The sequence below is a fragment of the Carboxylicivirga mesophila genome (genome assembly GCF_018271975.1).
Classification (GTDB): Bacteria; Bacteroidota; Bacteroidia; order Bacteroidales; family Marinilabiliaceae; genus Carboxylicivirga; species Carboxylicivirga mesophila.
Genome location: NZ_JAGUCN010000002.1, coordinates 227,435 through 253,643, shown reverse-complemented (window position 1 = coordinate 253,643; position 26,209 = coordinate 227,435). Strand labels below are relative to the sequence as shown.

The window sequence follows — 26,209 nt, the reverse complement described above, 5'->3', positions numbered from 1 at the left end:
TGCTAATTAGCCCTATTTTGACCAATACACACCGATTAATTTTGTTAATAGCATAGCCTGCTATGGGCATAAAAAAACCGGCACTAAGCCGGCATTTTTATATTTTAAAATTATATTCTTAGAAATATAATGAGAATCCTACATTAACAGCCAGTCCTTTAACTTTCAATTTCATCTTTTCATCCTCTTTACTGGTAACGGTACCTCCTCCATAACCAAGACTAAAATCGATTGATGCAAATTCATTAATAAAGACTGCAGCTCCTCCGCCTATATCCCAGGCTGTAGCTTTTGCTTTACTTTCATCCACATCATTTTCTTCGGTTTGTGAACCAAAGTAGTAACCTGCCTGAACAAATGGCTTCACATTGGAGCTACCAATATAATAGCGTGCCATTGGGCCAACTAACAAAGAGTTACTGGTTATATCATCCTGTTTACTATTCTCAATATTGAAAGATAAACCCAAAGCCAATCCATCTGCAACAAAATACCCGATGGTAGGTGTAAAATTAAACGATGAAAGATCTGCATCTCCCATTTCTTCACCATCATACTCCAAAGTCATTGTTGTAGAAGTGAGGCTAAGATCAGATGAACCCATAATAAACACTTTACCTTTTTCGGTTTGTGCAGACGAGTTAATGGCCATCCCGGCAATAATTAATACAGTTAATAAGATTTTTTTCATTTTGTCTGGTGTTAGATTTATAAGTAAGTACATATAAATCTAATGATATTATATTAATAAACAATAGACACAAAAAAACCGGCACAAGGCCGGTTTTAAATAAGTTATTTGATCCTATAAATTAGAAAGCGTAGCTTACAGTAATTTGGAATACACCATTTTTAGCAGTTTCCTCATCTGAATCAATAATATTGCTTAGACCCAGGTTGTAACGAGCGTCGAAACCAAGACCATTCTCCAATTCATAACCAGCTCCGAAATTTAAGCCAAAGTCAATACCTTTCATTTCATCTTTAATATCTTCATCAAAGTTTTCTTCGCCAGCTCCAGTAAGCTCGGCGTTAGCCGACATCAAAAAACCGATTTGAGGACCAGCCTGTAAACTAAAACCTTCTGCTAAGTAATATTTACCCATCAAAGGCAAGTTCAAATAGTTAGCTTTAATCTTCATTTCAGCACCGCCTTCTTCAAGCTTTGCTCCTTGAGCAGAAAACAATAATTCTGGTTGGAAAGCAAATTTCTCAGATAACTCAAATTTAGCAAAAGCACCTACAGCCAGACCCATTTTTGAATCCATATCACTAAAGTCATCAGATAATGAAGCAAAGTTTACACCAGCTTTAACACCAAAAGTAGTTTGAGCTGAAGCAGAAGCTACAAATGCCATAACGGCTACAATCATTAAAATTTTTTTCATGTCTAATTAATTAAGTTAATATAAACTGGCGACGAAAATATGATTTTATATGGTAAAACAAATAAGCTAAATATTACTTTAACATTAAAAAAAGTGTTATTAATCATCACAAACATGCTTTTCGTCCTAAGTTTAATGACTTCTATCTAATTTTCAACAAAAACAGAATCATGGGGTTTATTGTTAATAGCAATGCGCTAAAAAATGGCCAGATATAAGACCCTGTCAGATTTAATGGAAAATTATATCTTTGACCGTCAGAATTAGATAATAAATTAACAGAGTTTGAAAGTTGAGCGAGCTTTGATTGTTGATAACTGTCCCATTTACAATCAATAATAACAATTAAAATTTGTAAGTAACTTCAAAATCTTAAAGGACAACATTTATGAGAAAGATTGCAGCATTATTGCTTATCAGCTGCCTGGGTTTTGTGCAGTTTGCCAAGGCAGATGAGGGGATGTGGCTTTTGCCACTTATTAATAAATTAAACATTGAAAAGATGCAGGAGATGGGCTTTCAGCTTTCGGCTGAAGACGTTTACAGCATCAACAACAGCAGCTTAAAGGATGCCATCGTTATTTTCGGACGAGGCTGTACCGGTGAGATGATTTCTGATCAGGGACTGCTTCTTACCAACCACCACTGCGGATATGGCAATATTCAGGAGCTTAGTTCGGTTGAGCACAACTACCTGAAAGACGGGTTCTGGGCCAAGAGTCTGGAAGAAGAACTGCCAGCTCCTGGTTTAACGGTTACCTTCTTAAAATACATGACCGATGTAACCGAAAAAATTACGGCTGAGCTGAACAATGAGATGAGTGAAGCTGATCGTGCCGCAAAAATCAAAGAAGTTTCAGCTAAACTGGTTGAAGAAGCCAAAGAAGGTAATGAGTACCAAATTAGAGTACAGGATTATTTCGAAGGCAACCAGTTTTTCCTGATTGCGTATGAAACATTCGAGGATGTGCGCTTTGTTGGTGCACCGCCATCATCAATTGGTAAATTTGGTTTTGATACGGACAACTGGATGTGGCCTCGTCACACTGGCGACTTCAGCATGTTCCGTGTTTATTGCGGCCCTGATGGCAAACCAGCTAAATATTCGAAAGATAATAAACCATATAAGCCTGCCCATCACCTGCCTGTTTCATTAAAAGGCGTGGAAATGGATGATTATGCCATGACAATCGGTTTCCCTGGAAGCACCGAGCGTTACCTGACTTCATGGGGTATCACAGAACGCATGGACATTATTAACCATGCTCGCATTAAGCCTCGTGGCATTAAGCAAGATATCTGGTTAAAAGATATGCGTGCCGACGAGAAAGTGAATATTCAGTACGCCTCAAAATTTGCCCGCAGCTCAAACTACTGGAAAAACAGTATTGGTATGAACCGCGGCTTAGAGAAACTAAATGTACTTGGCAGCAAACGTGAACTTGAGAATGAGTTTACGAACTGGGTAAATGATGATGCACAGCGCAAAGAAAAGTATGGCAATGTGCTTAACGAATTGGAAAAAGCCTATGAAGCCCGCGCGCCTTTTATGTCAGCCACTTCATTCTTACTTGAATGTCAGCTGCGTGGTGCCGAAGTTTTTTACTTTGCTTTAAATGCTCAAGGACTGGAAAAAGCCCTGGAAGAAGAAGACCAGGAAAAAATCAACAAAGCTGTTGAAGGTCTGAAAAAAGCCGGCGAAGGTTTCTTTAAAGATTACTATCCTGAAACAGACCGTAAAGTAATTGCTGCTTTGTTAAAGCTTTACAATGATGATATTGAAGCACAATACCATCCTTCGTTCTATGCTGATGTCAACAAAAAGTTCAAGGGTGACTTCCAGAAATTTGCCGACAATGTTTACAGCAAGTCTGTTTTCATGGACGAGGCACGCTTCAATGCTTTCCTGGAGAAGCCTTCATTGAAAGTACTACAAAAAGACCTTGCCTATATAGCTGGTATGTCATCACTGAACAAATACCGCGAGATTAAAGGCATGGAGAAAGAAAGTGCCATTGCTATTGACAAAAACAATCGTCTGTTCATTGCCGGTTTGATGGAAATGCAGCCTGATAAAGTATTCTATCCGGATGCCAACTTCACCATGCGCTTATCTTATGGTAAAGTAGGCGACTACGAACCTAAGGATGGGGTGATTTACAAGCATTTCACAACCATTGAAGGTATCATGGAAAAAGAAGATCCTGACAACTTCGAGTTTGAAGTGCCTGCTAAATTAAAAGAGCTTTGGAAAAACAAAGACTATGGCCAGTATGCCGATGCCGCTGGTTACATGCCTGTTTGTTTCACATCAAACAATGATATTACCGGTGGTAACAGTGGTAGTCCAGTTATCAACGCCGAAGGTCACCTGTTTGGACTGGCTTTTGACGGCAACTGGGAGGCTATGAGTGGTGACATTGCTTTTGAAACTGAATTACAGAAATGTATCAATGTGGACATACGCTATGTGCTGTTCATCATCGACAAATATGCCGGTGCTACTAACCTGATTGATGAAATGACATTGGTTAAGTAGTCTGCTGCAGATAAGATATAGAAAGGGCTGCCGGAATATTCCGGCAGCTTTTTTTTGTTAAAATTGTTTAAAAACACATTTAAATAATAGTAATCCCACTTATTATCTTGTAGTTTCGTGCCTCCCGATTAAAAGCTAACTATATCAATGCGAAATATTTTTGTCCTTCTAACTACACTAATGCTATCGCCTGCTATTAAAGCAGATGAAGGCATGTGGCTCCCCTTCCTGATAAGTGATCAACAAATTGAAATGATGCAACAAAAAGGTCTTGAGATACCTTTTGAAAGTATTTACAGCCACTCGGCACCATCACTCAAAGATGCAGTTGTTTCCCTCGACGATGGCGCCTGTACTGGTGAGTTTATCAGTGACAAAGGCTTGTTACTAACCAATCATCATTGTGGCTATAACGAAATACAACAGCACAGCACACTGCAACACAACTACCTTGAAAATGGGTTTTGGGCCAAATCACTGGAGCAGGAATTACCGAATCCCGGAAAAACAGCCACACTTTTAATTGAAGCACATGATGTTACTCAGCGCATCCAGGAGGCTGCAAAGAATTTAATGGGAGCTGAACGCCAGCAGGCCATTGACAGCATATGCGAAATAGTTGAAGTAGAGGCCTTTGAAAAAAGCAAACTAGAAGCCACCGTAAAATCATTTTTCTACGGCAATACCTATATCTTATTTTTGACCGAAACCTATGCCGATGTGAGATTGGTTGGCACACCTCCATCGTCTATTGGCAAATTTGGGGGCGATACCGATAACTGGATGTGGCCACGCCACACAGGCGACTTCAGCTTTTTCAGGGTATATTGCGCACCGGATGGTTCACCGGCTGAATATTCGCCTGAAAATATCCCATTTACGCCTAAAATGCATTTAAAAATAAATACACAGGGCTATACTAAGGGTGACTTTACCATGACCATGGGATATCCGGGTTACACACAGCGCTACCTTACCTCGCACGGCGTTCAGGAAATTCAAGATGTCATAAACCCCATTGTGGCTGAAGTGAGAGGCATCAAGCAGGCCATATGGGCTGATGCTATGCAATCTTCACCAGCCATTAATATTAAGTATGCCGCTAAGTATTCCGAGTCGAGCAATTACTGGAAATACGCTATCGGTCAAAATCAGGCGCTCGAAAAGCTATCGGTTATTGAGCAACGCGAGCAAACAGAAGCCTCGTTTAATAACTGGATTCAAAAGGATTCTGTGCTGTTAAACCAATATGGCAAGACCTTATCAATAATAGAAGCCTCCTACATGCTGGGTAATAAACTGACCCTTGCTGAAACCATTACCGATGAAACCATGCTTCAGGGAGCTGAGTTAGTTAATTTTGCGCTGGAAACGAGCTCTTTATTTATGGAGTTAATGGAAGCAGATGAAGATGAAGCTGCATCTTCGGCATCGAATAAGGATGAATTAACTAACACAATTCAATCGCTTTATAAGGATTACGACGCAACACTAGACCAACAGGTGTTTGAGGCCATGCTGCAATTTTATCTGGAAGAAGTACCTGAAAGTCTGAGGCCTCCTGTGGAAGAGCTGGTTGGTAAAAAATATGTGAATGATCTCTCCGGCTTTGTCAAATCCCTATACAAGCAAACAGCCTTTACCAGTGCCGACAAGGTGATGGCGCTATTCAGCAATCCTGATGAGGAAGCGCTTTTTGCTGATCCTGCCATTGTATTCTCATACCAGGTACTTTCCTACCTCTACCAGATGATGGATATCCATGACAAGCTACTCCTTCAGTTTGATGACTCGCAACGCCAGCTAATTAAGGGATATATGGAGCAGAATAAAGGGAGAGCCTATTATCCGGATGCCAACAGCACTATGCGTCTTTCATTTGGTTCCGTAGGCGATTATGAACCTAAAGATGGCGTAAAATATAAATACCTGACTACCCTGAGTGGTATTATCGAAAAGGAAAACCAGGAGCTGGCAGATTTTCAGGTACCACAGCAACTAAAGATCATCTTTGAAAATAAAGACTATGGCCCTTATCAGTTGACCGATGGACAAATGCCAGTTTGCTTTCTAACCAGTAATGATATTACAGGAGGCAATAGTGGCAGTCCGGTGTTAAACGGAAAAGGACAGCTCATTGGTGTTGCCTTTGATGGCAACTGGGAGGCCATGACAAGTGACCTGGCCTATGAGTCACGTCTGCAAAAATGTATTTGTGTTGACATCAGGTATGTACTGCTGATAGTCGACAAATTGGCGGGGGCACACAACCTGATTGAAGAAATGGATGTTGTGACTGAATAATATTTCGGGTTATATTTGTGGGCAAATAGCATCTGTTCATGGCAAAAAACAAGTACTACGTAGTTTGGGTAGGAGCAAATCCTGGTATTTATAACAGCTGGACCGAGTGCCAGGCGCAAATAAAAGGTTATCCAGCGGCCAAGTTTAAGGGATTTGCCACTTTGGAAGAAGCTCAAACGGCATTTAGCAGAGGATATGCTAAATATATAGTACCTGCCACTAAAGCCAAAACAAGCAAACCTGCTACATCTCATAGCCAGATTATTTCGAACAGCATTGCCGTTGACGCTGCCTGCAGCGGCAACCCCGGCGTGATGGAATATCAAGGCGTATATACCAAAGATGGCCGACAGCTGTTTCATCAGAAGTTTAACCTGGGCACTAATAATATTGGTGAGTTTCTGGCCCTGGTTCATGGCATATCGTATTTACAGAAGAACAAGTTGAACCTGCCGATTTATTCCGATTCGAAGATTGCCATTGGATGGGTCATGAAAAAACAGTGTAAATCAAAACTGGCCGAAATGCCCAAAACAAAAGAGCTGTTTGAGCTGGTGAGACGCGCTGAAGACTGGCTAAAAAATAACACAATAAAGGTGAAAATCCTTAAGTGGGATACCAAAAACTGGGGCGAGATACCTGCCGATTTCGGTCGAAAGTAGTTTAGTTTAGCGTCATAAAGGGAACCTGAAATACCACACGTGTACCTTTTAATCCATAGGCCGATAGATCTTCTATCTTAAGCGTCACATCCTTGCGGTTCTCTTTATTATTTAACAAGCTTAACCGTTCGTGTGTCAGGCTAACTGCCAATGATTTATGCTTGTGCTTTTTCCCTTTGCCTTTAGCCAGCGAGCTTTTTATGCCAATACCATTATCCTCCACTGAAAATTCCAGCTTATCATCTTTGCGACGGAGATTCACATGTATGTAGCTGTTCTTTTCATTTAACTGACCATGCTCAATCGCATTTTCAAGAAAGGGCTGGGTTAACATGGGCGGCACCAATACATTCTCCAGTTCTATGTGCTCATCAAACTCAATCTTATAGTTTATCTGATGATCAAAACGCCTGTTTTGCAAGCTCATATAGCGGTCCAGTATTTCCTTCTCTTTTTTTAAAGTAATGTGCTCCTCTTTGGCGTATTGCAATACAAGGCGCATTAAGCCCGAGAAATCTGCCACAAAATCAATGGCATCTTCCTTATTGTTTTCCATGATAATGCATTGCAGGGCCGACAATGAATTAAAGATAAAGTGTGGATTCATTTGTGTACGCAGCACTTTTTGTTCCATGGACAAACGACGCTGCTTTTCCTTTATTTTAAGCACATACACCCATATAAGAACAATCACCGTTAGTAACAGAAAGAACAGTGAAATTCCCCACATGTACATACGTGTTCGTTCTTCTTTGGCCTTCAATATGACCAGCTCTTTCTGCCCCTTTTCGGCATGATACCTTTTTTCGAGCGCAATCAATTTCTCCAACTGCTCCTGGTTATATATGGAGTCTTTCAGGGCATAAGATTGTTCCAAGACATTGTTAGCCAACTCATACTTACCCAACTGCCTGTACACCTCATATAATTCATTCAAATTATCTAGCTGCACTTCCCTCAATCCTACTTTACGGTTAAAAAAGTTAGCTTGTTCATAAGCTTCAATGGCTTCATTCACCATACCTCTATCCTGATACATTTCACCAAGCATACTGTAGGTGTGTACCAAACCTATTTTATCATCTAAACTGGTAAACACCTTTAAAGCCGCGTCAAAATACTCCTGCGCCCTGTTATATTGCCTGTCTGTAGCAAAAAGTCGCCCCAGGTTGGTGGCCACAGTCGCCATTTTTTGCTCATCGCCAATAGCACTAAATGCATCATAGGCTTTTTTATAATGATGAAAAGCTTTTTCACTATCCTGCATGCGTAAGGCAATCACGGCTATATTATTATTGACATCAGCAGCCGCTGAATGATTGCCCAGTTCATCGTATATAAGCAAAGCATTATTGTAATATTCGTATACCTGATCGTAACGTTCCCACTTGCCATATATAATACCCAGATTTTGATACGATTGTGCTATCCCCTCCTTGTTGCCGTCATATTTTTCATGCTCGAGAGAATGTGAATAGGCCACCAAAGCACTATCATAATTGGCGCGTAGATAGTGAATAAGGCCGATATTATTGTATAACACTGCAAAACGCGACGAATCATTGACACTTCCAAAGTACCTCAAGGATGCCTGATAAGCCTTTAGCGAATTATCCAAATCCTGCATATAATAATACACCTCGGCCATAAAAGACTGGTAATAGGCAGCTGCTTCATCTTTACCTAAGGGGCAGGCAGTGAAATGATGATTGGCCAACTCCTGAATACTATCAATATTATTACCGACTTCTCGGGTAAGCACATTGATACGCTTAATCCAGTGTTCCCTATCTGATTCATTACCTTCGCCAATGGCAGTAAAAACAGCAGAAAACAATACTAAGGCCAGGAGTAATAGTCGTTTGTTAAGCATGGTTATTTCGATAAGCAATCAAAAATAACACATTTTCTCTGATAGTAAAGAGTTAGCTAACATTAAGATGGACATTATTTTAGCATCATAAGCATTGAACAAAACATCCCCTTCCTTTTACCAACAAATTTCCAGTATCTTAAGCCGTTGACGACGATTGCCAGCCATCAATATTTTTAATTACTTTGCCAGCTATTTAATGGAGCAAACAAGCCAAGGCAGTATGGATCACTTTATTCAGCTAAAAGACACATCTGGCGTTCATTTGCCACAGTTATTCACTAATCCTTTCGATTACAGTGTTCACCCTCTGTGTTTGTCAGCCAAAGAACACCTTGAGCATTATTTACCCAATCCACAAACGATGGCTAAAGGTAAGATGTATGGAATCCTGGTGGTAAAAAATATGGCAGGCCAAATTGGTTACCTGGCAGCTTACTCCGGCAATGAACAAAATAATGCCATTGAAAAGCATTTCGTCCCCCAGGTATTCGACATCACTCATCCTGATGGTTTCTTCAGAAAAGAAGAGGAACAGTTGAATAAACTAAACAGGCAGATTGAACAGCTCTTGATTTCGCCTGAGCTAAGGGCCTTAAATGACCGCCTGATTGATTGCCAGAGAAACTCCGAGAAGCAACTTACTGAGGCCAAAGAAGCACTTAAACAAGCTAAAACAGAACGGGCTAAAAAGCGGTCCTTAACCAACAATTCTGAAACATTAAGTGGCCTGATTAGGGAAAGTCAAAATCAAAAAAGCAACTACAACAAACTTAAAAAGAAGCTGCGCGAAGAGGAACAACAGATAGCTATAGCCATTAAAGCCTTTGACGACGAAGTTGAGCGATTAAAAAAACTGAGAAAGCAACAGTCGGCCCTGGTTCAAAAACAATTGTTCGACAGCTATGTGTTTTTTAATGCCAAAGGTGAACAAAAAAGCGCAACTGATATTTTTCAAACCACGCCTGTTAAAGTGCCTCCTGCCGGCGCGGGTGATTGTGCAGCCCCAAAACTGTTGCAGTATGCCTTTATGAATAATCTGCATCCAATTTGTATGGCTGAGTTTTGGTGGGGACCATCGCCCCTTAACGCTGTGCGTAAACACAACCACTTTTATCCGGCCTGCAAAAGTAAATGTGAACCTATACTTGGTTTTATGCTTCAGGGCTTGACTATTGAAAAAACAAATAACCATCAAGCACCTGCAATTACCATTCTTTATGAAGACCCTTCGCTGGCTATTATCAATAAACCAGCCGGCCTGCTTTCTGTGCCGGGCAAGGAACTGGATGAGTCTGTACTAACCCAGGCCAATGCATTGTTTAAAGATACCACAGGGCCTCTCATTGTTCACCGCCTCGATATGGCTACCTCGGGATTAATGCTGATTGCCAAGACAAAGGAGGTGCACGAACACCTGCAAAAGCAATTTTTATCACACTTTATCAAGAAAAGCTACGTGGCAATACTTAATGGTGTGCTTAAGAGTGATGAAGGGGAAATTAACCTGCCGTTAAGGGTTGACTTGAATGATCGACCGCGTCAGATGGTTTGTTATGACCATGGAAAACAGGCATTAACCAAATGGAAAGTCATCCACAGACAAGAGGGATTTACAAAGGTTATTTTTAAGCCTATAACAGGCCGCACACATCAACTGCGTGTGCATGCCGCCCATCACCTTGGCCTGAACACCGCCATTGTTGGCGATCCACTTTATGGCAAAAAAGCTACCAGGCTAATGTTGCATGCCAGAGATATTGAATTTTATCATCCAACACTAAAAAAACAGTTTTCTTTTACAATACCGGAAGATACGCAGCCAGATTGGAACGGATTTTGATGTTCATCGCCGCCCAAACGGATGACAAAACCTGTATTAATATGTATTTTAGAGAAAAAATTGACCATGCAAACTAAAACTTGTTTTATAACTCTCTTATTACTAATCTGCACGATAGCCGCAAAATCACAGGAGTTTGACAGAGGCATAACCAACCCGGTGTTTATGCCCAAAGGTCAATGGATGACCGGAGGAACTTTATCATATCAGACCAATGATCAGAATAATTTTAAGTTCCTTTTTATCGAAAATTGGGAGGGTAGCAACTACAGCTTTCGAGTGACCCCTTATTTTATGTATACTTTCAGAGAGAATACAGGTGTTGGCGGTAAGTTTTCATACAAAAGAACGTTTAACAAAATTAAGTCTTTTAATATTAAGATAGATGATAACACCTCGCTCACACTAAAGGATTACGAATCGGTGAGTCATATGTTTTACTCAACTGCCTTTCTGAGAAACTACCTGGCCATTGGTGAAAGCAGACGTTTTGGGCTTTACGTTGATACCGAACTATCCTATGGCTTTGGTCAGAGCAAAATTGTTTCGGGCAAAGGCGCCGATTTGAATGGTACCTATGAAACAATTAACGAGCTGCAAATTGGTGTTGTACCAGGTCTCTGCGCATTTATCAACAACAATGTAGCACTTGAAGTTTCGGTTGATGTGGTTGGCATCAGTTTCAGAAACATCGATCAGGAATTTAACCGCATTGATACAGGTTCACTCACCACATCAGGTGCCAATTTCAAAATTGATTTATTCTCAATTAAGTTCGGTGTTTCAATTTATATCTAAGCACAAAAATTATTGATTATGCCAGGCAGTAAACTTACCAAATATTGCTTCTTCATACTAATTACAGTCTTGAGTGCCTGTATTGAAAACGACATACCCTACCCGACCATTCTCGGCGAGTTTACCTCTTTTGAGGTAGAACACCAGAAAGGCAACAGCGTCATCAACAGTCAGAGCCAAACAGTAGATATTGAGCTGGAGGAAACTGGAGACCCGGCAGCTGTTAAGGTTCTGAATTATAGTATTACCGAAGGTGCTACCATCAGCCCGGAGATAACAACAGCCATTGACCTGCGCGACAGCGCAGTATATACCATTAGCACCTACCAGGACTATGTTTGGACCATCAAAGCAACCCAAAGTATCGAACGCTACTTCAGAATTGACAACCAAGTGGGCAACCAACTGATTGATGCAGAAAAGCGCACTGCCAAGGCCTTTGTTGTAAAAGGGAGTGATCTTAATAACATTACCGTTACCGGTTTAAAACTGGCTCCGCCTGACGCCACCTATGAGCCCGATCCATCAGCAATCAAAGACTTTACTGCTGAGGTAAGTATTAAAGTAAGCTACCGCGATATCGTTGAAGAATGGACTTTATCGGTGGAGCACGGCGAAGGAACGCCCGGACAGGATGATGCGGATATTGAAGCACTCCTGCTGACAGAACAGGTTGATGGGAGTGAAACAGAGATTGCTGACATAACTGTAGATCAGATAAATGGTTTTATTGATATCAACGTAAACGCGACCGATTTATCTGCTTTGACCATTAATGACATCCGCTTGAGTGAGGGAGCCACTTGTGAATGGCAGGTTAACGACCAGGTTGATTTAACCACTCCTACAGAATTTATAGTGACAGCCGGCTCGGGTAAAACCAAAACCTGGCTGGTGAGAGCTCATCCTGCACTTGAACTACAAAACAGCCTGTTTACCCAATGGCATATGGCTGGTAAGGTATGGAACCCCTATGCTGCAGGCACTGCACGCTACTGGTGCACCGGCAACGAAGGCGTTGTAACGCTGAGTGACAGTAACACCGTACCAATTGATAATGGCGGCAACTACCAGGGTGCCAGGCTCGAAACCGTTTCCATGGGCTTTTTAGGCGGTGTAGCCGGAACACCTATTGCTGCCGGTAATATGTTTATAGGCGACTTTGTAACCAATATTAGCAGCCCCGCCGAGAGTGCCAAATTTGGACGTCCCGCGGTTGTAAGACCAAAACAACTACACTGTCAGTTTGATTATTCGCCAGCCATAAATGAGGAGACTGCTGAAGGCATCTCCATGGAAAAGGGCGACGAAGACTATGGTCATATCTGGATTAAAATAATGCACGTAGCCGATGATACAGGCGAATTTGACCCGGTTACTCACCTGCCGGTTGGCGCGATTGTTATTGGCGAAGGAGAGCTGGTTCTGAATGGTCAATATCCGGCAGGCAGCGAAGCAACCATCGACATAAATTATGATGCTAATAAAATTGACAAAGCCCCGACGCACATGGCCATCGTGGCCACATCCAGCTATTATGGTGAGTTCTTTGTAGGCGGCGTTGGTTCTGTCCTCAATATAATGGAAATGGCACTAATCCATTAAGAGTTCAATCCATCAGAAACTCCTAATACAGCTTCTATAACTTGAGCGAGACAAACAAAAGATAGGCTGCTAATTTTCAACATTGACTTATTTAAATAATTGTGATAAAAGAGACCTCTTTTCGTCACTCGGCTTGCTGTACCTGCTTTTTAGGTTACTGACATAAAATGAGATTACAAAAACAAACTCCTTTTATTCAAGATATTGTGAAACAATTATACCGCTAAATTATTATATTTAAGCAAAGCAAGCCTATGTACATTCGAGTAGTTCTAATACTTATTCTGTTGGGGGTACAACTGCACAATACCACGTGCAGGTCGCAAAGTAGCATACACTTTAATCACCTCACCTTTAACGAAGGATTACCTTCGAATGCAGCTACATGTATCACTCAGGATGATAATGGTTTTATCTGGATAGGAACAGAAAACGGGTTGTGCCGTTTTGACGGATATGAGACATTGGTATTTAAGCACAGTAGCAACAATGAGCTGAGCATATCTTCAAATAACATTAGTGATATTTATGCTTTTAGCCGTGACAGTTTGCTCATTGCTACCCGACAAGGATTAAATGTATTCAGGCACAGCACGCAAACTTTTCAGCCTTACATAACTGATGATACGCTGACAAATAACATATTAAATGAGCGTGAAATCAGACAAATTTTTATCGATAGTTCAGGAAATATGTGGATTACACATCCGCACCTTGGCATTAGTTTAATTGATTTAAAAAGTGGCAAGGGGCGCTTTTTAGCAGCCCAGGATTACCTTAATGGAGTTATGCGCTATTATTATAAGCTCATTGAAGATAGCGAGGGCACAATATGGGGGTACACTAAAGATGGTGATTTAGTAAGTTCGTTTAAATATGCTGAAAAAGGTAATATTCATTCAATAAGCAGCAGTTCGATTGAACAGTACATAAATAGCAGAATCACAGGCATCAGAACTATTGCATCTTCTACAGATGGAAATACCTGGTTTGTATCTGATAAAAGAGCTTATCGCTTGAATTATAAGCATCAGAATGATATCGTTCTGGAGAAAATAGATTTCTCATTGAATGAACATAAGGAATTGGATTACGTCAGACCACGATGCGTAACTGAATATAATGGACATCTGCTTGTGGGTTATCACAATGGTGGAGTTTACATGCACAATATTGCAAATAACACCAATACTCACCACCATAAATTTTCGAAGACAAATTCAATTCCAACTAATGGAATAACAAATTTTAAAATTGACAGTAAAAACCGCTGCTGGGTCATCGGCTATAACTTTATTGGCCTTGTTGATTCCACTTGCCAGCAAATACAGATCTACCAACACGATCCAATCAATCAACATTCACTACACCCTGATTTCAGACATGATGAGAAAATAACCGAAGATGAATCCGGGACACTGTGGATACCAAGCTTATCAACAGGTGTCAACTTTTTCAAACCCGAAAAGCAAAAATTTGATGTATTACAACATCATCCCTATGATGCGAACAGTTTATCAAGTAATAAAGTACGATCGATCTACGAAGATGCGAAAGGCTACCTATGGATTGGCACTACCGATGAAGGTCTGAATGTATACAACAGACAGGCAAAAGTCGTAACACGCCTGGATAAGAGCAAAGGTTACATAACAGATCGGAAGATCTATCAGATACGTAAGGATGGAGATGGCCTTATCATTGGTGATATTGAACTAAATAAGTATAAGGTCAATTACAGTGACTTGAGTGTCAAACATCAATACGCTCTGCAAAATGAAGATATAACGGGTAGAGGGATAGCCGGATGGTTAATTAGTGCCTATTACGAGGATAAAGATGGTTACTTATGGTTGGGGTTTCAGGGACTAAATATTGTACATAAAGATTCGTTGCACAATGGTAACATCAGAAGCTTAAAATGCAACGATTCTATTGCCGAGCATGCATTAAATCAACGAATATGGGATATTGCTGAAGATAGGGATGGTAACTTTTGGTTTGGTACTATAAATGGCATCGTTAAGTACAATCGGTTAACAGAGCAATTTCAGTCGTTTGTAATATCTGATGAAGAGAATTATGGATTGAAAAGCGACTTTGTTAATTGCATCCATTTGGCAAAAGATGGAACGCTATGGTTTGCAACCAAAGGAGGAGGTTTAAGCACTTATAATAATAAGACGCAGAATTTCGAGACCTACACAACTGCTCAAGGACTGGCCGGCGATATTACATGGGGAATACTTGAAGATAAAAATGGTCGTTTGTGGATTAGCACCAACAATGGCCTGTCGTGCTTTGATAAGCAAGACAATCAATTTACCAATTACAATGAAGCGGATGGCCTGGTTTCCAGCGAATTTGCTGTAAACGCTTATTTTAAATCGGGAAGTGGAGAGATGTTTTTCGGAACCAATAATGGCATGAGCTTCTTTCACCCTGACAACATCATACATAGCAATTATAAACCTAAACTTAAGATCACTAATATCCTGGCGAATGGTCAATCACTGATTAACGGTTCAGATATTGATGATACTGAGCCCGTTTGGGATAGAAAGGTGATCAATTTAAACCATCAACAGAAAGATATTGAAATATCCTTCTCTGCATTTGATTACGCATCACCTCAAAGTATACAATATCGTTATAGACTTCTTCCGCGTGATACCAACTGGACTTATGCTTCATCAATGCAATCGCATGTGATGTATTCAAATCTTGAATATGGAGATTATACTTTTCAGTTGCAAAGTACTAATGCTGATGGAATATGGTTTGAAGATGTAACCTCCGAGTTAAAGATACACTTACCACCGCCTTACTACCTGACATTTTGGTTTTGGGCGCTTGTTGTAGCCCTGTTAGTAATTGGTTTTACAGCCTTTCACCTTTACAGATTGTATGCCGTTAAACGGCGTAACAAGATATTGGTTCAGGCTGTTGATATGCGAACAAAAGAGTTGGTAAAGGTGAACATGCTATTGGAAGAAAAGAAGGAAGAAATAACGGTACAAAACGAAGAGCTCGTTAAACACCGCGATCACCTGGAAAAGATTGTTGAAGAACGGACCATAGAGTTAATAGATGCCAAAGAAAAAGCTGAAGAAGCAGATCGTTTGAAAACGGCCTTTTTGGCCAATATGTCACATGAAATTCGTACACCCCTAAATGCCATTGTGGGATTTTCTGATTTATTAACTCAAGGTGGCTTTTCGAATGAAGAACAAACAGATTATCTTAATCTGATCAATAAAAACAGCTATTCCTTAACAGTACTAATTGATGATATCCTGGAGTTAGCGAAAATTGAAGCTGATCAGTTAATCATCAATAAAAGGGAAATACACCTTCAACCATTATTTAAAGAAGTGGAGGCATACTGCGATTTAAAAAAGAGTGATAAGGTGCAAGTGTTGATGAATTTGCAGAGTGATGTTATGCAAAAAACACTATTGATTGATGATGTCAGGATAAAAGAAGTCATCTTCAATATACTAGAGAACGCCTTCAAATTTACAGCAGAAGGTATTATCAGTTTAAAATGTTATGCCAATGCTTCAAATCTTCATTTCGAAATTAGCGATAGCGGCATTGGTGTAGACGACAGTGAGCAGGAGCGCATTTTCAAAGCTTTTCATAAAGCAGTTGAAGGAAAAGATGCCATTTATGGAGGAACAGGACTTGGCCTTGCCATATGCAAAAAACTAATGCGCCTGATGGATGGTGACATTACCATAGAATCATCAAAGGGCAATGGTACCAGCTTCTCCTTTTGGTTACCAGTTACTCCAGGTAAAAAAAGCTAATGCCTAATTCAATAAAACACGGGTACGCCTACCCGTGCTGTGCTATATAGTTTTTGCTTTCTACAATCCTGTCTTCGATGAAATTAACCACCTGCTGGCACGATGAATAGCGGCTATTCAAATGGTTCCTTACTTCAATGTCTGCATTTTCAGGTGCCTCAAATGTAGAACTGATACCAGTAAAATTAGGAATAACCCCTGCCCGTGCTTTCTTATATAGCCCTTTGGGATCGCGCTGCTCGCACACTTCAAGTGGCGTATTGACAAACACCTCAACAAATTGCTCATCACCAATAATAGCTTTGGCCTTTTCGCGGTCGGATTTGAATGGAGATATAAATGCCGAGATAACCACCATACCGGCATCGCACATAAGTGAAGCCACTTCACTTATGCGCCGGATATTCTCCTGTCGGCCCTCATCACTAAAATCCAGGTCATTATTCAAGCCTGAACGGATATTATCACCATCCAGTATGTATGTTCTAATGCCCTTTTCCCATAAAGCCTGTTCTACATCGCCCGCCAATGTTGACTTACCTGAACCACTCAGCCCCGACATCCAAATAACCAGGCTCTTATGCCCATTCATCTTGTTTCTGTCTCGCTGATTGACTTTATGATTATGAAATGTAATATGCTTATTCATCGCTCCGTTTTTATGTTTTTTTACTTACAATACATCATAATTCCATTGCTTAAGAGCGAACCTCCAATGCTCATTAACTTTATCAATGGTTGATGCGGCGTAAGCATACTTATTTTTTTTATGTCCTTTTTTCTCCCCGATGTATTCTTTGATTGCCGCTGATGCTTCTTCAAAGCCATCAAGGCCAAGCCTGTTATAAATATCATTGGTCAAATTAAATGCGTCTTTTTCGAAATCTTCAAATCTTAATTCATAGAGGTTACCAGCAGGTATTAGCTGCTTATCGCGTTCATAAGCTTCAGCCATCAGCTGATAAATCTTCAGTATATTTTCCTCCAGCTCTTCATCACTAAAATCCTGCAGCATCAATGGTTTTATCACATTACTGAAATAATCTTTTGTGGATTCAAAAACCGTATAAGGATTACGCACCAGGTAGATAAACCTGGCATTGGGAAATATTTCCAGCAAATCTTTTACCCGTCCTGTATGTGGCGGATTCTTTGATAAAAACCGTTTTCCTCCGGTATTGTAAAGAGATGTTTTTATCAGGCGTATAAACTCCTCTCTGAATTGTGTCTTTTCTTCTGGCGTAATACTATTAAATAACAGATACTTATCGCAATATTCCATGGTTTGTTTAGGAAAAAACCAGAAATTATAGAAGCTGACGGGCATTACATTACTAAATGCAAATTCTTCTTCCTGAGGCTGATCAGGTTTTAATTCAAGGTTATCAGTTGGTCGGCGATCGGGCATAATGGTTTGCATGATACTTTTAAAAAAAGGTTGCCCCCAAACCATAGCATTACTAAAGATGGTCTGATATGTTGTGTTGTACCCGAACTGTTTATCCTTGGATAGTACATTATGCAAGAAAGTAGTACCACTGCGCCAGTGACCTAAGATAAATACCGGATCATCGCCAACAGACAATGGTGCTACACGCTTATTGTATCGCCTGTTTTCCAGTGGGTAGGTCAAGCTCATCAGCGCAGAAATGGATTTGCTCAGAACATACTTTAAACGATAGTCATTATCGATTACACGATCTTTACTGACCGTTTTGAAATTATGATAACGACTACCAAATAAGGGAGTTACGGGCAGTTTGTTGAAATCTAATTTAAGCATGATTTAATGTTATGTTATTGTGATTAGGTAAAAAACAAATAACATACCATTGCCATGACAGAAAGACCAAGTAATTGTTAATCAATCATAAATAAGCTGAATATTATCTATCCACAACTTACTTTCAGGCGATCCAATATATGCACCGCCTTCATAACTGGCTGAAAATACAATAATAATATGCGTAATGTCATCGGCGTTATTACTCCACCCACTCTCAACATAGCCCACTTTTTGTCCTTTGCTATTGATGGCATAATAGGGATCAGCATCCGTGATCAGATTCATGTAGGGCTTGAATCCTGGTTGCTGACTGGCATCACCATAAACTACCGGTATTTGATAATTATTAATCCATTGCATCTTCGATTGTTCAAATCGTTGCCAGGCTGTACCTACGCGCTTAACCGTCAGGCTACCATCCGGATTTTCCTTTCTGCTTTGTAAAAGCATATATACTTCTGATTTATCGGCTCCAGCTATTTTTTTTACGGAGAATCCACCAGTGGCCTGCAAACGCTGCTGCCCGGCAATCAATTTATAATCAAATGACAAAGCCGAAGGAGCCTCATTAAAAGGTATACCCATCAGGGTGTTATGGCGGGGATTATTCGGATCGGTTATAGGATCAACCATACTGCCTGTGAATATACTGCCGGAGGCTATGGCCTTGACATTGACGATACCTAAAACGACCACCTTTTTGAGGTTGGTTTCCAATCGGGCACAATAACCATCTCCTCGCTTCTCGCGAAAAACTGATTGATTAGCAGCCCTCACTCCCACCTCTGCCTTTACATTTGAAGTAGCCCAGGGTGTAAGATGTTCAATGGTGCCTTCTATTTTTTGATAACGCTCATCATCAGGTCCCGGTTCGAAATAGATGACTTCACTTCCGCCTATCAATCTTGATTCTGTAACATGTCTGGACCACCAGGAATCCATATCGCTGTAAGAAATCTGCGCTCTTTTTAGAGTCACTGGTTGAGGCACATTAATTTGCGCAACAATCTGAACCAGTGAAACAAAAGAAATGGATGTAATCAGCAATAATCTACGCATTGGGCACAGTTCTTTAATATGTTTGAGGTACAAGCTTTGCAATTACCTTGCCAACACTTATGCTATTTAATTAATCTTTTTAGCCAAATGCCGCTGCAGAGCACTTACATATTTCGTCGATACTGTCCACCCACTTCGTACAAAGCTTGCGTTATCTGACCAAGCGAACAGCGCTTCACTGTTTCCATCAATTCTTCAAAGATATTACCATCAGCCAAAGCCACCTCCTTCAGTCTACCGATATAGTTGGCTGCCTCCATGGCATGCTGCTGATGAAACTGATGAAGGGCCTTTAGTTGCTGCTGCTTTTCCTCTTCACTGCTTCTGATTACTTCACGTGGCAATATGGTGGGTGAGCCACTTTTCGACAAATAGGTATTCACCCCAATCAGTGGCAGTTCTCCCGTGTTCTTAACCCGCTCATAATGCAGCGACTCTTCCTGGATTTTACCTCGCTGGTAATTGGTTTCCATAGCTCCCAAAACGCCTCCACGCGCGTTAATGCGTTCAAACTCCAGCAAAACGGCTTCCTCCACCAATTCAGTCAGCTCCTCAATAAAAAAAGCACCCTGCAATGAATTCTGGTTTTTGTTAAGGCCCAGCTCGTGATTAATAATCATTTGTATGGCCATGGCACGGCGAACCGACTCCTCTGTTGGCGTTGTAATGGCTTCGTCGTAGGCATTGGTGTGCAACGAATTGCAGTTATCATAAATCGCATACAAGGCCTGTAATGTTGTGCGGATATCGTTGAACTCAATCTCCTGCGCATGCAATGAGCGACCCGATGTTTGTATATGATACTTCAGCTTTTGCGACTTTTCATTGCCACCATACTTAAACCTGATGGCTTTGGCCCATATCAACCGGGCTACACGTCCAATGACCGAGAACTCAGGATCGATGCCATTTGAGAAGAAAAAAGACAGATTAGGTGCAAAAGCATCGATGTGCATGCCTCGCGACAAATAATACTCCACATAAGTAAAGCCATTAGCCAATGTGAAAGCCAGCTGAGTTACCGGGTTGGCACCGGCCTCGGCAATGTGATAACCGGAGATGGAAACTGAATAGAAATTACGCACCTGATTTTTAATGAAGTACTCCTGCACATCACCCATCATCTTTAGTGAGAAATCAACAGAATAGATGCAGGTATTCTGCGCCTGGTCCTCTTTTAAAATATCGGCCTGCACAGTACCACGAACAGCACACAGGGCTTTGTTTTTAAGTTCCTCATAAACTGATACCTCCAACAGTTTATCGCCCGATACTCCCAATAATTTTAAACCAAGTTCATTGTTTCCATCCGGCAAGGCTCCATTGTATTGTGCATAGGCCTTTTGTTTTGTCAGTAAGTTTGGTTGATGTGCTTCCAGGTATTGCTCACACTGCTGATCAATGGCCGCATTCAAAAAGAAAGCCATTAGTACCGGCGCAGGCCCGTTGATGGTCATGCTCACCGATGTGAGAGGAGCGCACAAATCAAAGCCCGAATAGAGCTTTTTCACATCGTCCAAAGTGGCAATGGAAACACCTGAGTTTCCCACCTTGCCATAGATATCTGGGCGCACATCGGGATTTTCACCATAGAGTGTTACAGAATCAAAGGCGGTAGATAATCGTCGGGCAGACTGACCAGCCGACAGGTAATGAAAGCGCTTGTTAGTACGCTCGGGACTACCCTCTCCGGCAAACATGCGGGTTGGGTCTTCATACTCGCGTCTGAATGGAAATACGCCTCCAGCGAAAGGAAACAATCCGGGAAAGTTCTCTTTCAGTTGCCATCTTAAGATATCGGCCCAGTTGCTATACTTCGGCACCGCAATTTTAGGTATCTTCAGGTGCGACAGAGACTTTGTAAACGTTTGAATACGTATCTCCTTATCCCGTGGTTTAAATACAAATTCCTCCTGTTTATATAACTTTATCAACTCATCCCAATGTTCTATCAAAGCTTTGTTTTCAGGATGCAGCTTATTCTCCCAATAATCAATGGTCTCACCCAGGGTTTGAACAGAATCACTTTCCTGCTTGATTAAACAAATGCTTTGCTTCAATGCCCAGAGCTTGCCAGCCACATCAGCCTGTTCTTCAGCCTCCTTATTATAATTCCGAACCGTTTCACTAATCTCAGCCAGGTAACGTACTCGGTTGGTGGGTATAATGGTGTGCAATCCCGATTCCCTCCTGCCGAAGTCTGTCTGGTTAATTTTCAGGGATGGAAAATCCCTCTCCAGCTGAGCTGTTAAAGCCCTGTAAAAGCAATTAACCCCTGCATCAAAACAATGAGAAGCATTCGTCAAATACACAGGCATCTCCTCTGCTGGTTGATGCCACAACTGCTTATTGCGTTGCACCTGTTTCTTCACATCGCGCAAAGCATCATCAGCCCCCTTTTTGTCTGATTTATTGATAACCACCAGGTCAGCGAAATCAAGCATGTCAATTTTTTCCAGCTGCGATGGTGCCCCAAACTCGGGTGTCATCACATAAAGCGCCACATTACTGTAATCAATAATCTGCGAATCGCCCTGGCCAATGCCCGAGGTTTCTAATATGATCAGATCGGCTCCGGCGGCTTTCAGCAACTCCACTCCTTCTTTCACGTGAGCAGCAATGGCCTGTCCTGTCTGACGAGTTGCCATGGAGCGCATAAACACATTCTCGTGGTGGATGCTATTCATACGAATACGGTCACCCAGCAAGGCACCGCCTGATTTTCGTTTGCTTGGGTCAATGGACACAATGGCTATTTGCAAGGCTGGCGCATCGATGAGCAGGCGTCGTACCAGCTCATCAATCAACGATGATTTACCGGCGCCGCCTGTTCCGGTGATACCAATAACAGGTATGGATGTATGATCAGTCACTTCCGACAGTAATGATTGAATAATTTGCGCATACGTATCGCCCATCTCCAGCAGGGTAAAGCATCTTGCCAGACTCAGGGTATCTCTAAAGACTGGCAGCCTATGAATCAAGTTCAATTTGGCCAGGTTATAATCAGCTTTTTTTAATAACTGATTCACCATCCCCTGCAAGCCCATTGAACGACCATCATCCGGTGAATAGATGCCTGCAATGCCATATTGATGCAGCTCCTCAATCTCGTGAGGGAGAATAACACCTCCACCTCCACCAAACAGTTGGATATGTCCGGCTCCTTTCTCTTGTAGGAGGTCAAACATATACTTAAAAAATTCCATATGGCCACCCTGATAAGAAGTTACTGCGATAGCCTGCGCATCTTCCTGTATGGCAAAGTCTACAATCTCTAAAACAGAACGATTGTGCCCCAGGTGAATCACTTCAGCACCTGATGCCTGCATGATACGGCGCATGATGTTAATAGCCGCATCGTGCCCATCAAATAAAGAGGTAGCCGTTACAATCCTGATCATATTTTTTGATTGGTAGATGGTTTCCATAGTCACATCCTGTTTTAATCCACTAGGTTTTGAGCAATAAGCTCAGCAATATCCATATTGATCACGTCCTCATCCTTATTGGCAAATTTGATCCCATCGGTAAGCATCGTCATGCAAAACGGACAGGCCGTAGCCACAATGTTGGCACCTGTTTCCAGCACATCAGCCGTACGTTCTTCATACACTTCCTTTTGCCCCTTTTCTGCTTCTTTGAACATTTGCGCCCCGCCAGCCCCGCAGCAAAGCGAAAAGCTCTTTGCACGTTTCATCTCCCGGTAATCAATATTAAAATGGTTAATCACCTTACGAGGTGCTTCGTAAATACCATTTCCGCGTCCGAGGTAGCAAGGATCATGATAGGTAATACGTTTATTCTTCAAGCCTTCCTGATTCACCTTTATCTGACCACTGTCAACCAGTTGTTGTATAAACGCTGAATAATGGATGACTTCGTAGTCTCCCCCCAGTTCGGGGTATTCGTTTTTGATGATGTTGAAACAGTGAGGACAAGTACAAATGACCTTTTTTACACCATAGCCATTTAGCGTTTCAATGACCTGCATGGCCTGCATCTGATATAGCATTTCATTACCAGCCCGTTTGGCAGGATCACCCGTACAGGTTTCTTCAGTGCCTAAAACGGCATAATCTATATTAGCGGCATTGAGTATTTGCGCAAAGGCGCGCGTCACTTTCTGGTAACGTTTATCAAATGCACCGGCACAACCGACCCAAAACAGGTATTCTGGCTGATGCCCTTGTGTACTTAATTCTGCCATTATTGGCACATCTATCTTTGTCATGTGTGAGAATTACGATTAAAAATGCTTTAGGCTTCTGTCCATTTCAGGCGGTCTTCGGCCGAATACTTCCAGGGTGCCCCGTTATTTTCGATATTGGCAAACATGGCGTTGAGCTCATCCGGTGCATCTCCCTCTTCCAGCACCAGGTAACGGCGCATATCCATTATGAGATTCGGATGACTGATGTTTAAAGGGCATTCCTGAGCACAGGCATTACAAGTGGTGCAAGCCCATAACTCTTCTTTAGAAATGTAATCGCCCAACAGGAAATGACCCGAGCCATTCTTACTTTTCTCGTCCATCCGTGCACGGATATCAACAAACAGTTTTCGCGGAGACAATAGTTTACCGGTAATATTGGCTGGGCACACCTCTGTACAACGCCCACATTGGGTACATGTCAATGCATCCATGTAATTCTTCCAGGTGATGTCCTCCACATCCTTCACGCCAAAACGCCGGGGTTGTTCCGGTGGTGCGGCATCATAAGCATTACCACTGAGCATCAGCGCCACCTCTTTTTGTACTTCAGGCATCGAAGGCAGATAAGTCAATGGATTCAGGTTACTGAAAAATACGTTGGGCAAGGACATGAACACATGAAAATGCTTGGAGTAAGGCAGATAATTGGCAAAGATAAAGATGAGCAAAATATGCGTCCACCAATAAAAGCTATACATTACCTCTGCATTAACTGTTGATAAATCGAAATAGGGCAACAAACTGGCCGATACAGGATAGGCTCCCGGCAACTCACTGCCATGCAGATATAAATCGGTCATATTAAGCCCAATCAATGACAGCATCAGTAGCATGATAAAACCAAGAGCAATGGCAGCATCCGTTTTATTGGCATTGGTCAGCTCAGCACCTTCGAACCGCCTGATATGCATCAACAGACGACGAGCCAGGAACAAAATAATTCCGGCCAGCACCACATAGGCAAAAATATCGCCGCTGGCAGCTATCACGGTATATAAAGGTCCCACAATACTTAGTGATCGATGCCAGCCTGACACCCCATCAATCACCATCTCAAGGCTTCCGATGGTAATCACAATAAAGCCCCAGAACACAAGCGCATGCATCAGACCGATGAACGGTTTACGCAGAATTTTAGTTTGTCCCAAAGCAACTTTTGCGGTTAAACGCAGACGTTTCATCACCTGTCCATCAAACGCCACATCCCGGGTAAGAGCAAAATTTGCTCGTATCTGCCAGAATGAACGTAGCAAGACGGCAATGGCGGCAATGAGTATAATTGTAAAAACAAGCTGATTCATAAACATAGTTTATTAGTTGTCAGGCAGAGGGCAGAAGTTTACTTATTCTCGTGGATATGCTTCTTGAACAAGGCATTCAGCTCCGGAATAATCTGAAAAGCATCTCCCACCATGCCGTAGTCGGCCACCTCAAAAATGGGCGCTTCGGGATCGGAGTTAATGCCCACAATACATTTGGCACCACTCACCCCGGCCACATGCTGAATGGCTCCGGATATGCCAATGGCAAAATAGATGTTTGGCGCAATAATCTTGCCTGTTTGTCCCACATGCTCATCAGCAGGGCGCCAGCCATCATCGGCCACAGGCCTACTACAGGCAGTGGCGGCTCCCAGCGTGGCAGCCAGTTCCTCCAGCAGCGCAAAATTCTCTGATGAGCGCATGCCACGTCCTCCACTTACAACAATATCGGCATCTGCCAACTGCAGGCCTTCTTCGCTCAACTGTTTGCCAACCAGCTCCAATCTTGAATTAGGCTCTTCAATATGCGGCTCGAAGCTTTGTATTTCCAGATCCCGGGCATTTTCCCTTAAACCGAAGCTATTGAGCATAGGCGTCAGAATAACCCGCTCGGTATGGGCTGTGACTGTTGCAATGGCTTTACCGGTGAAGGCTCTCTTTTTAACAGTGAACGGTTCATAGGACGAAGGCAAATCCAATACCTGTGGAATAAATCCGGCTTTTAAACGTACCGACAACCGAGGTGCAATGGCTTTTCCCTGCGCATTATCGGGAAACAAAATGTATTTGGCATCCACTTCATTAACCGCCTGCTCCACAATGCGTGTATAAACTCTGTTCACCCGCTGGTTGTACTTTTCATCATCAGCTTTAAGTAAACGGCTCATACCATAATTGCCTAATTTTTTCAATTCATCATCAGCGATGGTGCCAATTACCAAACCTGTTACTTCCAGGTTCAAGGTATCAGCCATCGCTTTGGCATAAGCGGTTAGTTCAAGGCTTTGTTTTTTGAGTTGCCCCCCAACATTTCTGATATATACGAGTATCGACATAGTCCTG

The 26,209-nt window shown here is 41.9% G+C and carries 17 protein-coding genes; 7 read left to right on the top strand and 10 right to left on the bottom strand.

From position 1 onward, the window contains the following. Positions 1 to 118 precede the first annotated feature (118 nt). Both KEM09_RS03005 and KEM09_RS03000 read right to left on the bottom strand, forming a co-directional pair. Complete coding sequence (locus KEM09_RS03005) at positions 119 to 691, bottom strand: outer membrane beta-barrel protein (RefSeq protein WP_212225312.1); 573 nt, start codon at positions 689 to 691, stop codon at positions 119 to 121. A gap of 121 nt (positions 692 to 812) precedes the next feature. Next, a complete protein-coding gene (locus KEM09_RS03000; protein WP_212225310.1) occupies positions 813 to 1,388 on the bottom strand; it encodes a porin family protein in 576 nt (191 codons plus the stop codon). 388 nt (positions 1,389 to 1,776) lie between these two features. On the opposite strand from KEM09_RS03000, the gene KEM09_RS02995 reads away from it, so the two are divergent. The 3 genes from KEM09_RS02995 (at position 1,777) to KEM09_RS02985 (ending at position 6,893) form a co-directional block, all read left to right on the top strand. Then, entirely contained in the window at positions 1,777 to 3,927 is a 2,151-nt protein-coding gene (locus KEM09_RS02995; RefSeq protein WP_212225308.1) for a S46 family peptidase, read from the top strand. Between the two features lie 147 nt (positions 3,928 to 4,074). Further along, a complete protein-coding gene (locus tag KEM09_RS02990) occupies positions 4,075 to 6,231 on the top strand; it encodes a S46 family peptidase (protein ID WP_212225306.1) in 2,157 nt (718 codons plus the stop codon). A gap of 38 nt (positions 6,232 to 6,269) precedes the next feature. Beyond that, complete coding sequence (locus tag KEM09_RS02985; protein WP_212225291.1) at positions 6,270 to 6,893, top strand: ribonuclease H1 domain-containing protein; 624 nt, start codon at positions 6,270 to 6,272, stop codon at positions 6,891 to 6,893. Between the two features lies 1 nt (position 6,894). On the opposite strand, the gene KEM09_RS02980 is transcribed toward KEM09_RS02985, so the two are convergent. Then, a complete protein-coding gene (locus KEM09_RS02980; protein ID WP_212225283.1) occupies positions 6,895 to 8,766 on the bottom strand; it encodes a tetratricopeptide repeat-containing sensor histidine kinase in 1,872 nt (623 codons plus the stop codon). Positions 8,767 to 8,989: 223 nt separating this feature from the next. Between KEM09_RS02980 and KEM09_RS02975 the strand changes: the two genes are divergently transcribed. From KEM09_RS02975 to KEM09_RS02960, 4 genes are all read left to right on the top strand, one after another. Further along, positions 8,990 to 10,609 carry an RluA family pseudouridine synthase gene (locus tag KEM09_RS02975; RefSeq protein WP_212225281.1) on the top strand — a complete coding sequence of 540 codons (1,620 nt, stop codon included), beginning with the start codon at positions 8,990 to 8,992 and terminating at the stop codon, positions 10,607 to 10,609. A 165-nt stretch (positions 10,610 to 10,774) separates the two neighbouring features. Further along, the gene (locus tag KEM09_RS02970) at positions 10,775 to 11,407 is read left to right on the top strand and encodes a hypothetical protein (RefSeq protein WP_212225279.1); all 633 of its coding nucleotides are present in this window, start codon (positions 10,775 to 10,777) and stop codon (positions 11,405 to 11,407) included. Positions 11,408 to 11,425: 18 nt separating this feature from the next. Further along, complete coding sequence (locus tag KEM09_RS02965) at positions 11,426 to 13,012, top strand: PCMD domain-containing protein (RefSeq protein WP_212225277.1); 1,587 nt, start codon at positions 11,426 to 11,428, stop codon at positions 13,010 to 13,012. A 254-nt stretch (positions 13,013 to 13,266) separates the two neighbouring features. After that, on the top strand, positions 13,267 to 16,824 hold the full coding sequence (locus KEM09_RS02960) for a ligand-binding sensor domain-containing protein (protein WP_212225275.1): 3,558 nt from the start codon (positions 13,267 to 13,269) through the stop codon (positions 16,822 to 16,824). A gap of 28 nt (positions 16,825 to 16,852) precedes the next feature. On the opposite strand, the gene cysC is transcribed toward KEM09_RS02960, so the two are convergent. The 7 genes from cysC to KEM09_RS02925 form a co-directional block, all read right to left on the bottom strand. Continuing rightward, positions 16,853 to 17,473: an adenylyl-sulfate kinase gene (gene cysC, locus KEM09_RS02955; RefSeq protein WP_212225273.1), complete on the bottom strand. Its 621-nt coding sequence runs from the start codon at positions 17,471 to 17,473 to the stop codon at positions 16,853 to 16,855. Positions 17,474 to 17,497: 24 nt separating this feature from the next. Next, a complete protein-coding gene (locus tag KEM09_RS02950) occupies positions 17,498 to 18,607 on the bottom strand; it encodes a sulfotransferase family protein (protein ID WP_212225271.1) in 1,110 nt (369 codons plus the stop codon). Between the two features lie 81 nt (positions 18,608 to 18,688). Continuing rightward, positions 18,689 to 19,669, bottom strand: coding sequence for a PCMD domain-containing protein (locus KEM09_RS02945; RefSeq protein WP_212225269.1), 981 nt, complete (start codon positions 19,667 to 19,669; stop codon positions 18,689 to 18,691). A 104-nt stretch (positions 19,670 to 19,773) separates the two neighbouring features. Then, entirely contained in the window at positions 19,774 to 23,100 is a 3,327-nt protein-coding gene (locus KEM09_RS02940; RefSeq protein WP_212225260.1) for a methylmalonyl-CoA mutase family protein, read from the bottom strand. Positions 23,101 to 23,114: 14 nt separating this feature from the next. Then, positions 23,115 to 23,903, bottom strand: coding sequence for a (Fe-S)-binding protein (locus KEM09_RS02935; protein WP_244824785.1), 789 nt, complete (start codon positions 23,901 to 23,903; stop codon positions 23,115 to 23,117). Between the two features lie 26 nt (positions 23,904 to 23,929). After that, positions 23,930 to 25,186, bottom strand: a complete 1,257-nt coding sequence (locus KEM09_RS02930) for a 4Fe-4S dicluster domain-containing protein (RefSeq protein WP_212225258.1) — start codon at positions 25,184 to 25,186, stop codon at positions 23,930 to 23,932. A gap of 38 nt (positions 25,187 to 25,224) precedes the next feature. Then, a complete protein-coding gene (locus KEM09_RS02925) occupies positions 25,225 to 26,202 on the bottom strand; it encodes an electron transfer flavoprotein subunit alpha/FixB family protein (protein WP_212225256.1) in 978 nt (325 codons plus the stop codon). Positions 26,203 to 26,209: the final 7 nt, after the last annotated feature.

Excerpts from the sequence above, each read along its gene's own strand:
- KEM09_RS03005 (WP_212225312.1), bottom strand. The coding sequence starts at position 691 with ATGAAAAAAATCTTATTAACTGTATTAATTATTGCCGGGATGGCCATT.
- KEM09_RS03000 (WP_212225310.1), bottom strand. The coding sequence starts at position 1,388 with ATGAAAAAAATTTTAATGATTGTAGCCGTTATGGCATTTGTAGCTTCT.
- KEM09_RS02995 (WP_212225308.1), top strand. The coding sequence starts at position 1,777 with ATGAGAAAGATTGCAGCATTATTGCTTATCAGCTGCCTGGGTTTTGTG.
- KEM09_RS02990 (WP_212225306.1), top strand. The coding sequence starts at position 4,075 with ATGCGAAATATTTTTGTCCTTCTAACTACACTAATGCTATCGCCTGCT.
- KEM09_RS02985 (WP_212225291.1), top strand. The coding sequence starts at position 6,270 with ATGGCAAAAAACAAGTACTACGTAGTTTGGGTAGGAGCAAATCCTGGT.
- KEM09_RS02980 (WP_212225283.1), bottom strand. The coding sequence starts at position 8,766 with ATGCTTAACAAACGACTATTACTCCTGGCCTTAGTATTGTTTTCTGCT.
- KEM09_RS02975 (WP_212225281.1), top strand. The coding sequence starts at position 8,990 with ATGGATCACTTTATTCAGCTAAAAGACACATCTGGCGTTCATTTGCCA.
- KEM09_RS02970 (WP_212225279.1), top strand. The coding sequence starts at position 10,775 with ATGCCCAAAGGTCAATGGATGACCGGAGGAACTTTATCATATCAGACC.
- KEM09_RS02965 (WP_212225277.1), top strand. The coding sequence starts at position 11,426 with ATGCCAGGCAGTAAACTTACCAAATATTGCTTCTTCATACTAATTACA.
- KEM09_RS02960 (WP_212225275.1), top strand. The coding sequence starts at position 13,267 with ATGTACATTCGAGTAGTTCTAATACTTATTCTGTTGGGGGTACAACTG.
- cysC (WP_212225273.1), bottom strand. The coding sequence starts at position 17,473 with ATGAATAAGCATATTACATTTCATAATCATAAAGTCAATCAGCGAGAC.
- KEM09_RS02950 (WP_212225271.1), bottom strand. The coding sequence starts at position 18,607 with ATGCTTAAATTAGATTTCAACAAACTGCCCGTAACTCCCTTATTTGGT.
- KEM09_RS02945 (WP_212225269.1), bottom strand. The coding sequence starts at position 19,669 with ATGCGTAGATTATTGCTGATTACATCCATTTCTTTTGTTTCACTGGTT.
- KEM09_RS02940 (WP_212225260.1), bottom strand. The coding sequence starts at position 23,100 with ATGGAAACCATCTACCAATCAAAAAATATGATCAGGATTGTAACGGCT.
- KEM09_RS02935 (WP_244824785.1), bottom strand. The coding sequence starts at position 23,903 with ATGACAAAGATAGATGTGCCAATAATGGCAGAATTAAGTACACAAGGG.
- KEM09_RS02930 (WP_212225258.1), bottom strand. The coding sequence starts at position 25,186 with ATGAATCAGCTTGTTTTTACAATTATACTCATTGCCGCCATTGCCGTC.
- KEM09_RS02925 (WP_212225256.1), bottom strand. The coding sequence starts at position 26,202 with ATGTCGATACTCGTATATATCAGAAATGTTGGGGGGCAACTCAAAAAA.